The sequence below is a fragment of the Mucilaginibacter antarcticus genome (assembly GCF_042686155.1).
Classification (GTDB): Bacteria; Bacteroidota; Bacteroidia; order Sphingobacteriales; family Sphingobacteriaceae; genus Mucilaginibacter; species Mucilaginibacter antarcticus.
Window position 1 is genome coordinate 1 of the sequence record NZ_JBHUON010000039.1, and the last position, 13,598, is coordinate 13,598.

10 protein-coding genes and 1 pseudogene are annotated in these 13,598 nt (G+C 41.3%); 5 read left to right on the forward strand and 6 right to left on the reverse strand.

What is annotated here, in order from left to right; all coding sequences use genetic code 11:
- The first annotated feature begins 320 nt into the window (after window positions 1–320).
- The gene (locus ACFSYC_RS19275) at window positions 321–788 is read left to right on the forward strand and encodes a hypothetical protein (RefSeq protein ID WP_377130497.1); all 468 of its coding nucleotides are present in this window, start codon (window positions 321–323) and stop codon (window positions 786–788) included.
- Window positions 789–908: 120 nt separating this feature from the next.
- On the opposite strand, the gene ACFSYC_RS19280 is transcribed toward ACFSYC_RS19275, so the two are convergent.
- From ACFSYC_RS19280 to ACFSYC_RS19290, 3 genes are all read right to left on the reverse strand, one after another.
- On the reverse strand, window positions 909–1,322 hold the full coding sequence (locus tag ACFSYC_RS19280) for an arsenate reductase ArsC (protein WP_377130498.1): 414 nt from the start codon (window positions 1,320–1,322) through the stop codon (window positions 909–911).
- Window positions 1,323–1,454: 132 nt separating this feature from the next.
- Window positions 1,455–2,024: a DUF6428 family protein gene (locus ACFSYC_RS19285; RefSeq protein WP_377130499.1), complete on the reverse strand. Its 570-nt coding sequence runs from the start codon at window positions 2,022–2,024 to the stop codon at window positions 1,455–1,457.
- A gap of 41 nt (window positions 2,025–2,065) precedes the next feature.
- On the reverse strand, window positions 2,066–2,395 hold the full coding sequence (locus tag ACFSYC_RS19290; protein WP_377130500.1) for an ArsR/SmtB family transcription factor: 330 nt from the start codon (window positions 2,393–2,395) through the stop codon (window positions 2,066–2,068).
- A 284-nt stretch (window positions 2,396–2,679) separates the two neighbouring features.
- On the opposite strand from ACFSYC_RS19290, the gene ACFSYC_RS19295 reads away from it, so the two are divergent.
- The 3 genes from ACFSYC_RS19295 to ACFSYC_RS19305 all read left to right on the forward strand — a co-directional run bounded on the left by ACFSYC_RS19295 (window position 2,680) and on the right by ACFSYC_RS19305 (window position 6,902).
- The gene (locus tag ACFSYC_RS19295; protein WP_377130501.1) at window positions 2,680–3,234 is read left to right on the forward strand and encodes a hypothetical protein; all 555 of its coding nucleotides are present in this window, start codon (window positions 2,680–2,682) and stop codon (window positions 3,232–3,234) included.
- A gap of 612 nt (window positions 3,235–3,846) precedes the next feature.
- Window positions 3,847–5,808 carry a glycoside hydrolase family 97 protein gene (locus ACFSYC_RS19300; RefSeq protein ID WP_377130503.1) on the forward strand — a complete coding sequence of 654 codons (1,962 nt, stop codon included), beginning with the start codon at window positions 3,847–3,849 and terminating at the stop codon, window positions 5,806–5,808.
- 713 nt (window positions 5,809–6,521) lie between these two features.
- Window positions 6,522–6,902, forward strand: coding sequence for a VOC family protein (locus ACFSYC_RS19305; RefSeq protein WP_377130504.1), 381 nt, complete (start codon window positions 6,522–6,524; stop codon window positions 6,900–6,902).
- A gap of 71 nt (window positions 6,903–6,973) precedes the next feature.
- On the opposite strand, the pseudogene ACFSYC_RS19310 reads toward ACFSYC_RS19305, so the two are convergent.
- Window positions 6,974–7,312: pseudogene (locus ACFSYC_RS19310) on the reverse strand (BLUF domain-containing protein); the annotation flags it as partial.
- 324 nt (window positions 7,313–7,636) lie between these two features.
- Here ACFSYC_RS19310 and ACFSYC_RS19315 point away from each other — a divergent pair.
- Entirely contained in the window at window positions 7,637–9,808 is a 2,172-nt protein-coding gene (locus ACFSYC_RS19315; RefSeq protein WP_377130505.1) for a TonB-dependent receptor, read from the forward strand.
- Window positions 9,809–10,107: 299 nt separating this feature from the next.
- Here ACFSYC_RS19315 and ACFSYC_RS19320 read toward each other — a convergent pair whose 3' ends face one another.
- Both ACFSYC_RS19320 and ACFSYC_RS19325 read right to left on the reverse strand, forming a co-directional pair.
- Complete coding sequence (locus ACFSYC_RS19320; RefSeq protein ID WP_377130506.1) at window positions 10,108–12,057, reverse strand: PAS domain-containing sensor histidine kinase; 1,950 nt, start codon at window positions 12,055–12,057, stop codon at window positions 10,108–10,110.
- Between the two features lie 359 nt (window positions 12,058–12,416).
- Window positions 12,417–13,598, reverse strand: a 1,182-nt coding sequence (locus tag ACFSYC_RS19325) for a hypothetical protein (protein ID WP_377130507.1), incomplete at its 5' end; no start/stop codon positions are given.

Here is a 13,598-nt window from a genome sequence, read left to right on the forward strand (position 1 = left end):
TACCCCCAAGCAAGTATTCAGCTATAATCTTTTGTTTGTGTTTCTGTTTGTCCATTTGTCCATCAGTTTTGTCAACCTATAGCAGGACAAGTCAAAAGCAAAATTTGCTGCGGTTTTGCGCACGATGTCGGATACCAAGCGATAAGAACCCGACTTGCAAATTTAAATGAGCGGGAGATTCCACAAGGTCTCGTCGTTTTTTATACCGGAATTTCCGGGTAAGCAAAGGGGGGAAATAGCGTATATAACCGCATTAAGTTTACCAAAATCGTAGTAAATCTATACAAAATGGTTAGTTTTATCACTCATATAATTCAACAATGACCCAAGAATTTGATACCTGGAAGCTGGCTGCTATCGGCCGGATAAAAGTAAAGACATCGTTATTTACCGATCCTGAAATAGAAAAACATAAGCTTAACTACCCGGAAAGGTTGTTGGAGGTAATACCGCGCTTTTTGGTAACACCCGAGGATTTTGCAGAGTTTCAGCTCCACACAGATGCCCTGATAGCGGCAATGCCCGAAACCAACGATATCTTTAAAGCCAACATCAACACTTATTTCGCATTGGTAGAAGAGTCACGGGCAATATATACAAAGCGGTATAACCTGGTTAAAAAAGGCGCCATTGCAGCCCAATGGCTTGCTATCTGCCTGGCTATTGGCACCGGGTTAGGTATAGTGTTTAAAAAGGTAGGCCTGGGTATCCCATTCGGTTTAATTATCGGGATAATGATAGGTCAGCGTAAAGAGAAAGAGGCAGCCGAACAGGGCCGGATTTTGTAATATAGGTAACATCAATTGTCATCCTGAGTGACGAAGGATCTACTACACCTATTGAGCAAAGCAAACACCTTTTATTTATAGAAGACTCTTCGCTACCGCTTAGGATGACAACCTATGTATTTAGAGGTTTTCTTTAACAAAATCCCGGATGTAATCTTTAATCATTTCTCTCACTTTTTCAAACCGCTCCATCACCTGCTCATCAGTACCTGTAGCTTTTGCCGGGTCGGGGAAGTTATAGTGCAGCTTAACCGCGGTTGACGGGAAATGCGGACAGCTTTCTTTCGCGTTGTCGCACACGGTGATCACGTAGTCGAAATCAATATCGAGATATTCATTGACGTTGTTTGATGTATGATTTGAAATATCTATCCCATCCCTTTTCATCGTTTCTATCGCTTTAGGGTTTACCCCATGGGTTTCAATCCCCGCGCTATAAATGGTTGCTTTTTCTGCGGCAAAGTGCTTAAGATAACCTTCGGCAATCTGGCTGCGGCAACTATTGCCTGTACATAGTACTAAAACGTTTTTCATATCTTAATTAAAACAGTAACCATATCAGGTTGATGATGCAAAATTTAGCATCCCAACCAAAAATTAACTGTAAAACGATCACCGCTGTTGTTATGGTGACAGCCTTTTTATACTTAATAAGCTTGGTTAGCATTAGCAGCAACCTGAGCCGGGGGTGCAACACTGATTGTCATTTACAAGGTTGACAAGCTGTATTTTGGGTTTAGCCTCTGCCACTGCTGGGGTACAGCATTCTTCGCCGGCATCATTAGTACCGCAGCTGCCGCCCCTGTTAATGGCTTTACACTGTGTAAAATCAGGATTTAAATCAACAACCAGGTTTTCGCCCTCTATGGTAATTTCACCGGGATACATCTGCCGGGTATCGTAAGCCGAATTGCCAAACTCTATCTTTACAATCCCTAAGGGATTAAGGGGTAAACTTTTTTCAACCAATTGAACAATAGAAAGTGCTTTTTCAACTTGCATCGCCCTGTCGTCGTCTTTTTTCGCAGGTTCCCATAATTGGATAATGATCTCTGTCCAGCTATTCATCTTTCCGCCACAGTCAACCGAGGTGATAGGTGCCTGTTTAATTTCTGTGATGTGGTACGATGCATCTACCCGTTGGTTATGGCTATATTGAAACTGTAGGTGTAGCTCCGGGTGTTGTATAAGCTCTGCTTTGAAAGCTTGCCAATTCATTAAGTCTGTTGTAGTCATAGCTTTAATTGTAATATTACGATTGATTTATTCAATTTTTTTTAACAGCAGTTTACATCGCCTTTATGTGCCGACATTAAATCTGCAAACCGATCCTGTAAGCGTTTCCAGGTTTTAGGCTCAATACAGTAACAGGTTTTTACGCCTTCAATAGTACCCTGAATAATCCCTGCTTTTTTTAGTTCTTTTAAATGTTGTGATATGGTTGCCTGGGCCAAACCCAACTCGTCTACCAAATCGCCACAAATACAGGCGTTTGATCCAATTATTTGCTGTAGTATAGCAATACGCGCCGGATGCGCCATTGCCTTAAGCAACACGGCCAGCTCATTTTGCTCTTTTGAGAATATTTGTGTTTTGGTAAGCCCCATTGTATATCGCAATATTACGATAGATGGATCATAGTTCAAAATTTATTTTGGTCTGCCAGAAAAGCCTATGCATGTTTTTTTGATTTAAACACCTTATCGCACCTAAAAAATGACCAGGAATCAAAGATGGTCTAAAGCGATGGGCCGGATGGATACTTGTAAGACCTTTCGCTATTAAGCTCCCTATCAAAAGTTTATTTACAAAGTTTACATTTTAATTTACAATCCAAATTCGTTGTGCCGAAAGATATCAAGGTAGTTTTGTTGTATAAACTTTTATGAATATGAAAAAAGTAATTTATGCGCTGATCTTACCAATGGTTGTGGTAAGCGGAATTGTATTTGCAAATCGCGAAAGCAAAAAAGAAACATCTTACAAGCCATCCCCAAAGCCATTATCTACTACTAGCAGTAAAACCGACAGTGAAGAAACTAAAAAATGGAAGGCTTCTCTTTACGGGGGTATATTTAAAGAGTGGGAAATTTCTTTTGAGCGCGAAAGATTGCTTGCCACTGCGGATAAAATAAGGAAGAATTTAACAGCTTTTACCAACATGGAGGCTGTTGTAACGTCTCTTTCTATCCCCTCGCGCACAAACGCAGACGCATCAACAATACAAGGAGTTTTGGTTAGTATTAATGGGCAGGCATATATTGTTCAATTTGATCCCGGGGATATTCAGCAGTTACAAAGCCTAAGGGTTAACGACAAAATAATTATCAAAAGCAGTAGCGCACAGTATTTGCGTAATTATTTACATTTAGTCCTGTCCGCCAACTATGTTGAACGAAATCATAAGGTAATTGTTAAACGTGATTTTAGCAAGGTTGGTTGCTAAGGGTAAGTGCGTTATTTTCCATTTTTTTTCAAATTTTCCGCAGGCTCATTAACGTACGGTGTCCAATAAATATTAGGGTCGCGTTTAAAGCCGTATTAGCGTTTGCCGCCGGGGCGGGGGTAGGGCAGCGGGATCTGAATAGCATCAATAAAAGTAAGGTTAAATTTAAAAATAATATCGCCGTAGAGACGCAACGCATTGCGTCTCTACGGCCACAGGCATTTGTGAAAATTAATGTAAAACATGTATTGCTTGCCTTACGTGTCTTAATGTCCTACGGGAGACGCAACGCATTGCGTCTCTACGGCGACAGGCATTTGTGAAAATTAATGTAAAACATTTATTGCTTGCCTTACGTGTCTTAATGTCCTACGGGAGACGCAACGCATTGCGTCTCTACGGCGGCAGGCATTTGTGAAAATTAATGTAAAACATGTATTGCTTGCCGTACGTGTCCAAATGTCAGGTGGGAGACGCAACGCATTGCGTCTCTACAAAGCGATTAACCTTATCCGCAAACGTTTGCAACAGTTAATAAACAAAAGCATTAGCTATAACCCGTAAAAAAAATTACTTTTAGGCCCGTATTCTAAAACCAATTAAAATTTCGAAATGAAGCTTATCAACAAATTTATTTGCTGCGTGCTGCTGTTTTGCGTAGCAGCTAACCAACTTTTTGCGCAAAGCAAAGCTATTAACCTGGCATCGCCAAATGGCGAAATGAAAGTGGCCATTACCCTTAGCGACAAAATATATTATACTATTAGCGCAGGCGGTAAAGACCTGCTAACCAAAAATCATTTGGGCCTGAGCTTAAAGGATGGCATGCTGGGCGAAAACCCTAAGCTAACGTCAAGCAAAGCAGGTAAAGGCGACGAAACCATTAAACCTATTGTCCCTATTAAATTTAGCACGGTAAGAAGTGTATATAACTCGTTACTGCTAACTTTTAAAGGCGACTACGCGGTTGAGTTTCGCGCGTTTGACGATGGTATAGCTTACCGTATCATCACCAGCAAAAAAGGCGACATGGAAGTGTTGAATGAAGATTTTGCTATTAACTTCCCCGAAGATTACCAGGTTAACCTGCAACAAACAGGTGGCTTTAAATCATCGTCAGAGGAACTGTATACGCACATTGCATCATCTGCCTGGAAACAGACAGATAAAATGTCGAACATGCCAATCCTGATTGACACTAAAAGCAAATACAAGATCTTGATCAGCGAGTCGGACCTGATAGACTATGCAGGCATGTTTTTAAAAGGTACCGGCAGCGGTGCCGAAGGCACGTTCCCTAAAGCACCGCTTGAGTTTGGCCCTGATGGCGACCGTAGCGAAAAGATCCTTAAATCTGCAGAATACTTTGCTAAAACTAAAGGTAACCGCAACTTGCCATGGCGTTATTTTTTAATTACTGATAATGATAAAAAGATAATAGAAAACACCATGACGCTTAAGCTGGCGCCAAAAAGTGTTATTGGCGATGCCAGCTGGATTAAACCCGGCCAGGCTAGCTGGGAGTGGTGGAACGACGCCGCACCATACGGACCGGATGTAAATTTTGTATCGGGCTATAACCTGGCTACCTACAAATACTACATTGACTTTGCATCTAAATACGGCATTAAATATATTGTGATGGACGAAGGCTGGGCGATGAGCACTACCGACCCCTACACGCCAAACCCTAACGTTGACGTTAAGGAGCTGATACGTTATGGCAAAACTAAAAATGTTGACATTGTACTATGGTTAACCTGGTTAACGGTACACAAAAACATGGGCCTGTTTAAAACCTTGCACGAGTGGGGTATTAAAGGCGTTAAGATTGACTTTATGGATCGTGCCGACCAGTGGATGGTTAACTATTATGAAAACGTAGTGAAAGAAGCAGCTAAGCATGAAATGTTGGTTGATTTCCACGGCGCGTTTAAACCTTCTGGCTTAGAGTATAAATACCCTAACCTGATATCGTACGAAGGCGTGCGTGGCATGGAGCAAATGGGTGGTTGTATTCCTGACAACAGCGTTTGGTTCCCCTACATGCGCAACGCGGTTGGCCCGATGGATTATACCCCGGGCGCTATGATCAGCACGCAGCCCGAGAGCTACCGTACGGCACGCCCTAACGCCGGCAGTATTGGTACACGCGCTTACCAGATGGCTTTGTTTGTGGTGTTTGAAAGTGGGATCCAGATGCTTGCTGATAACCCTACGCTGTACTATCGTAATGCGGATTGTACCGAGTTTATGACCAGCGTACCTACAACCTGGGACGAAACCAAAGCCCTGGTTGCCGACGCAGGCCAGGTAACGGTAGTTGCCAAGCGCAAAGCCGACAAATGGTTTGTTGGCGGTATAACCAACAACAAAGAACAAACCCGCGATGTAGCAATCAGCTTTGACTTTTTACCACAAGGCAAAACCTACACCATGACTTATTTTGAAGATGGCATTAACGCCGGCCGCCAGGCCATGGATTATCGTAAGAAAACCCAGCAGGTAAAAGCAGGCGATAAATTCACCATTAAAATGGTACGCAACGGTGGCTTTGCTGCTGAACTGAAATAGAAATTATTTGTTTTTGATATAGAAAAGCTCAACTTTATGGTTGGGCTTTTTTTTGTGGAGGTGTAAACGCAATTGCGGTCGCCGCCAGGAAATAAGATAATGCCGTTGTTGTTATGAACTTAAAATATAGAATACAAACAACCTTAAAACTACCTAAAGACGTTTTTGAAGGAAAAGTGTATACCTACTTATCTAAAAACTCATATAGGGTCACCGATAGCAAATCAGGGTACATAATTTTTGTTGAAGACGAATTTAGTGATAGAGAGAGAAATAGGTCAGATTTCACTAGCAGAATAGGAGAAGGTAAATTCGTATTCAGCGACTCGCGCGAGGGGGAGACGAATGCAGAATTAATCTTTTTAACGCCGCTATCACACTACATTGGTTTGGTAATGTTATTTTTTGCATTTGGTATATACACTAATGAATTTATCATGCCGATTATATTTTCATTTGTCTTTATGACGCCTATTTTATATAAAATTTTTTGCCTGAAAGTAAAAGTGTTCAGCGAAATAATGGAATGCTAATGTACTTCCGCCCTTGTCGGTGTTTCCGCGCCCTTGTTGGTGTTCCGCGCGTTGGCCGTTGTTGTGTCTTATGACCAACAACTGAAGCGCGGGAAACTTGCCCCATTAGCCGGCGCATGCTTGCCGTGTGCACCTTTACAAACAATTACTTAACTTAGTTTAATCAAACAAGACTTCACCATGAAAAAAGTAACCGGCCTGGGCGGCATATTCTTTAAAGCGAAAGACGCGGCAGCGATGAACGATTGGTATGCCCAACATCTTGGCTTGCCTGTATCTCAATACGGAACCGTGTTTGAGTGGCGCGATGCCGAAGATCCTGAAAAGAAAGCCAGCACCGTATGGAGCCCCTTTGCGGAGGACACCAAATACTTTGAACCATCGACAAAAGACTTTATGATCAACTACCGGGTAGAGAACCTGGAGGCGTTGGTTGAGGAGTTAAAAACCGCCGGCGTAACCATAACCGACGAGATCAAAACTTACGACTACGGCAAATTTGTGCATATACTTGACCCTGAAGGCAACGCTATAGAGCTTTGGGAACCGATGGGAGAGTAGGCTGTAGAAACGACAAACCTCGTAAACCTCCATGGCACAAACAGCTTGCCCCTGAGAATAAAGGTTTGACCTCAGCCTTCTAAAATGTCGAATAACTGGAATACCCGGTGGTCCTGCAAACCAACAATGTCTAGTTCAGTGGGACTTAGGTCCTGCTTTTTAAATGCCATTGCCCAGTCCTGGAAAAAGCGTTCGTCTATTGAGCCTTCGCGTAATTTGGTTACCCGCCAATGGCGTTTGTCCTTGTCAATATTTTCATAAAGTTGCTCAATATGTGAGCGGGGGCCTTCAATGAGTTGAATAAAACTTTCGGGCAGGCAGATTAGCATGCCGGTAACCTCAAAGCGACTGTTTGCCTCTCTGGCGATGCTGAGGAGTTCATGTAATTCAGCATCTTTTATTGGTCTGGCTGGTACACTAGTGTTATTGTATCTTAATTCAAGGTTTTAATATCTCCTATAAATTAAAAATTTTGAATTTCTTATTTGAAAGTGGCTTTACACTGATCGTCCCAAACCTGGTGTGGGCAAATAATTATACAATTTCAAATGCGCGTAAATGCGCTAAATCCCCTACTTTTGCCGCAGCCTAATAAACATATTGTCAGGCTTTAAACCGCACCTATTATTTCAAAAGGTACTCAAAGCTTAAAGGCCATCCGATTAAAAAATATGCAGCATGAATAGTTTACAACTTACCAAACCAAGCGCTTAGAATCTATTATGATTACCCGAATGAAATTTATTTTAGCAGTTTTACTTTTAGGTTGCGCCGGTTTAGCAAAAGCCCAAAACACTTACACCGCGATAATACAGGATAGTACTACAAAGACCGCCCTGCGGGGCGTCGTAGCAAGACTACAAAATACCCAAAACGGCACTACAAGCGATGCTCAGGGCCGACTGACAATAAAAAATGTGCCGAGCGGCCAACAAACAATCATTTTCAGTTACGTAGGCTATACAAGCAAAGCCATCATCGTAAAATTTCCATTAACATCTGATAAAGAAATCCCTATCATCACCCTGTCCCAGGCCGATAACGTAACAGAAGAGGTAGTGATATCATCCTCGCGCACAAATTCCAGAATAGAAGATCTACCCAGTAAGGTTGAGGTTTTAGGCGGAGAGGAAATGGAGGAGGAAAATCAAGTAAAACCCGGCAATGTGGTTAGTATACTAGGTGATCTTTCGGTAATTCATGTACAGCAAACGTCGGCTGTAACCGGGAACACCACTATACGTTTACAAGGTTTAGATGGACGATACACTCAATTACTACGAGATGGTCTTCCATTATTTGACGGCTTCTCCGGCAATTTCGGCGTACTTTCTATCCCACCATTAGATCTTAAACAAATTGAGATTATAAAAGGATCATCATCAACCCTATATGGTGGCGGAGCTATTGCTGGGTTAATCAATTTTATATCTAAAACCCCTAAAAAAGAACGCGAACTTTCATTTACCCTTAACAGATCGACTTTAAAAGAGAGTAATGTCAACAGCTACTACGCTCAACGGTTTAACAAAATTGGTGTTACGCTATTAGTTCAGCAAACGGTTCAGGATGCATTTGATGTAAATAAAGACAGTTTCTCAGATGTGGCCAAGCTTAATTCAACGGTATTGCATCCGAGGTTGTTCTATTACATAAACGACCATAGCCGCTTAGACGCCGGATATGCCCTTAGCTACGAGGATCGTCAGGGCGGCGACATGCGGGTGATTGATAAGCATCCGGATGCCTTACATCAATACATTGAGCAAAATCGTTCGATGCGTAATACAATAGACCTGCATTATCAAAATAACCCGGACTCGATACATCATTTTACCCTTAAAGGAAGCGCGAGCAATTATAGTTTAACGACCAATGATGATGGTTTCAGGTTTAAAGGCAGTCAATTAATTGATCATATAGAACTTTCAGAACTTTTTAACGCCCACAGACACGATGTTGTACTGGGTTTAAATTATACAGGAGAGTACTTTCGAAAAGGACAGTCGGACCCAACGCCATTAAACGATTATACTTACCACACCGTCGGCGCATTTATACAGGACGGGTGGCATGTTACCAATCACGTTTTGCTTGAAAGCGGGCTCCGAACCGATCATCACAATCAGTTTGGTTGGTTTGTATTACCCCGATTGGCATTGTTATACCGGCCGGCTCCTGACATCTCTCTACGCTTAAGCGGTGGTTTAGGATACAAGGTGCCTAATATTTTAATCCCCGAAACTTTAGCCGGCGGTTATAGCAACCTGCAACCCGTAACTAACTTGCTAAAAAGTGAGCGTTCAAAAGGCCTTAACTTCGATGTCAATTATCACCTCAAATTAGGTGATGATGTAACTTTGGATATTGATCAGGCATTATATTATACCGGTATTAGCAACCCGCTTACACCCGTCTTAAACACTGATAACACAGTAAGCCTGAATAACGTTTACAATAAAATTAATGCAATAGGTACAGATACCTATTTGCGATTTAGGGTAGACGAAGTTGAGCTATATTTTGGCTTTAACCATACCATATCGAAGCAAGCTAATGACGTTATTAGCAATTACCTTGCGTTCAGTCCGCAAAATAAATTATCAACTACAATTGCTTATGAAATTGAAGGGAAATGGCGTTTTGGTGTTGAGTCTAGTTATGAAACTAATCAGTACATTTATAACAACGAGCACGTACCCAATACATTTTTTGCCGCAGGAATGATAGAGAGAAAGTTTGGACAACACATCAGCTTGGTACTAAACTGTGAAAATATTAGTGATTTCAGACAGTCTAATTACGAACCCCTGTATACCGGCTCGGTTACTCATCCAATATTTAAACCGGTGTGGGGGCCTATTGACGGGCGGGTATTTAACCTTGCTTTACGCATAAAGGTATAATTTCGCCTAGCTTTTTAACTCGCAGAAAGATGAGTATAAAGACAAGTGTTAGACGTTACAGGTTATATAAATGGTACCATTGCTTGGGCTAATGTGTATGGTGAGAAATGGAGCTGGTTTTCGTTCAGAAGTTAAAGCATATGGTTGGGGATTAATCCCTATTGGGCTTTTATCGAACCATTTATTGGGAAATTTGAGACATACAGCCGTATTTTGAAAAGTGCTTCCATTCCCTTTGGGGCTACTCATTGAACTCAAAACCTCAGATCAAAAGATTGATGTTTTTGAACTCAAAACATTCATGAAGCATGGGTCAGTGGCAAGCTAAAATAGAAAGTAGAACCTATTCCGGTTTCACTTTCAACCCATATTTTTCCATCATGTCGCTGGATGATCTCCGCGCTTAAATATAACCCGATTCCAAAACCGGAAATGTTCCTGGTGTGATCACTTTCCACGCGATAGTACCGTTCAAATAATTTATCGATATGAGTTGCCTTGATGCCCATTCCTTCGTCCCGGACGCTTACTTGAGCATTGTTGTCAACTACTATACATTTCACCTCAATATCTTTCCCTTTAGGAGAATATTTTACAGCATTGCTGATTAAATTAGAAATTACTGAAGATATTTTATCATGATCCGCGCTCACCATTATTGGTTTACAACGCTCAAAATGGATTTGGTGGCTGGTAACTGTTAATTCAATTTCGCTGATCGTTTCTTCCAGTAAATCCTCCAAGTTTATTTCCTGCCGGTCAATCTGAATTTTACTGGATTCTAAACGTGAAATATTTAGAAATCCATTGATCATAGCGGTCATTTTTTTGACCTGCGTGTTTGCCTTTTCCATAGCTCCGGAAAGAAAACTATCGTCACTAATTTTTAGCTTTACATTCGCCAGCTGTATAATGGCTGTAAGGGACGTTAGCGGCGTTTTAAGTTCATGACTGACCATTCCAATAAAGTCATTTTTTCGCATTTCATCCGATTTTTGCTCTGTTATATCAAGCAACGTGCCTAAAATTCTGGATGGCTTATTTTCATTTTCATAGTATACCCTTCCCTCCGCTTGTACCCATCGGATCTCATCGCCTTTTTTAACCCTCACCTCATAGAATAACCGGCCCGTATCATACGCTTTTTCAAAGGCTTTTCCGCGTATCAAAAGATCTTCCGGGTGAATGGCAGCCAAATATTGATTATGGTCTGAAGTATTGTCAATGCCCATAATCTCATCAAAACGCAGTGAGGTTACAACAGTGTCATCAAGTAGATTGTATTCAAATGTTCCAATTTTTGCCGCTTCAATAGCTAACCTGGCGCGTTCCTCAACCTCTTCAACTTTTCGGCGTGCAGCTACCTGTTCTGTGACTTCAATGGCAACAGCAGCTATGCCGTAAATTTTACCGTCGCTGTCTTTTAGCGCCTCGTATACAAAATTTAAATAAACCAGTTGTAATTCTCCATTTCTGAGTAGATTAACCGGTAGTTCGTTAGCAATAAATCTTTCACCGGTTGAAAATACATTTTCTAACAATACATCAATGCCTTGTCCTATTACTTCGGGCAAACCTTCAAATACCGGTTTATTGATCACCTGTTCGTAGGTTTTACCCCATAACTCAAGCACTTTCTGATTAACTATCTCTATTACATATTCAGGTCCCCTAAAAAGAGCCATAGCCACAGGAGCATGGCTTATTAGATTACGCAAATTTGCCTCACTGCTTTTTAACGCAGCGTTGCTCTCTTTAAGTTTTTCGGTGTTTTTTAAATTTTCGGTTGTTTCGATAACCGTTACCAGTACGCCACCTACCGTTTCATCATCATTATAGATCGGGCTGTAAGAAAAATCAAAAAAACATTCTTCAATATACCCATTTCGGTCAAGCGGCAGCATAAAATTTGGAAAACCTACAGCAGTGCCGTTCATTACGCCATCAAACATAGAACCGATGATATTCCATATCTCGGAAAATGTTTCGCGGGTGCTGATACCCATAGCTTGTGGGTGTTTAGACGAACCCAGGATGGGTCGATACCCATTGTTGTAAAGCTGAATATAATCATCGCCCCAGGCTATGTACATAGGAAATGGCGTTGATAGCATGATGCTGGTAGCTATGCGTAGGCTTTGAGGCCATTTATCAACCGGGCCGATAGGCGTTTTTGACCAATCTATTGACCGGATTAACTCTCCCATTTCACCGCCATTTTTTAAGAAATGGTAATCCTCATTTGTCATGGTTGATGATTGCTATTTTACAAGTAAAATTAAAGTATTAAATCAAAAATCATAATTAAAATTATAGCGAGATATAATCATATTTATAATAATATGATTATATCTGAAAGAAGATTAGGATCTGTACTTTTCACACATTGAATTAACAGATTATAAATAAGGACTACAACTGCTTAGATGTCGTTGATAGCTATAATTAAAACGCAGAAAGCCTCAAATCTTTCGATTCAAGGCTTTGAATTCAGTCTTCAATAAACCGTGAACCCTATTGGATTTTTTTCGAACCATTTCTTAGAAGAATTGAAGAAATAGGGTACATTAAATTGTTAGTGGTACACCAGACGATCATTTCTTTTTTATTAAATTTTTGGTTTTACCACAATATCAATATAGTTTACCCAAAGTGCTGCTTTATCCAAAGTTGCTTCAAATCCGTCCGTCATAAATTGCTTGTTGTAAATCACTTTTCCTTTAAATCTTTGCTTGCCATTTATGGTTACAGCAACAGGTTTCTTAAAATCGACCATCTCAGGCGACAAGTAAATTCGTATTGCACCAACATCTGATGTCTCTATGTTAAATATATTGTTGCTATAAGCTGCCTTTACCGCACCCGAGCGTTTGCGGTAAACAAAGCCATTCATCATCGTATCTACTATGTGGGCTTTGGCTTCTTTGTCCAGCACCACCCATTTGTTTATTCTAAAGTTAATAGGCTTTTGCCAGGCAGCTTTTGCAGCTGTAGTTGTATCTAAAGCCGTTATGCTGAGCCAGTCGCAGCGGCCGTATTTTACATCATCGCATTCCCAAGAAATATTGGGGCGGAAAGGATTGCGCTTACGCATCGTCAAGTCGGCAAACAATAACTTATAGGCTGGTTCCGATTCATTAAACTGCGGGAACCAATGCGGGAAACCGTTGTAGCGATGATCCTGGTAATCTGCATGGAGGCCTTTCATCACTTTGTCGAGCGAATCGTGTGCAGCTGGTGGGTAATAATAATCCTGGTCGACCGATACATTAAACCACGACCGGTTGAGCAAATTCCTGATATAAGTGCCGCCTGTGGCCACCCGTGGCCTGGTGTTAAAACCGTAAAAGCCCGTAAATAATGATGGCTGTTTTATAGCGTAAGAGAACGAACCTGTCGCGCCGTTAGAGTGTCCTGAGATAAAAACCCTGTTATCATCCACGTTAATTACCTGCTTGATTTGCTTAAGCATAGCGGGAATTATATAAAAGCCATTGTCCGGATACATCCAGTTATAATCTCGGTTACCCATGGGGTATACCATTATTACTTTATTGATGGTGGCGTATTTGGTGTAATATCTGTTCCAGCCACTAGTGTCCCTTGCATCGGCATAATCCGGGTAACCGGTATTACTGCTTACCGCGCCGTGCAGAAAAAACAATAGCCGATAGCTTTTATGCGCATCATAATCTTGATATTCCGGGGATGTTGACCACCTGATTCCGTGGCAAAGTGACCATGCAATTAGCTGGCGAACGATAGCAGCGAGAGCTGTAAAAACGTTTTC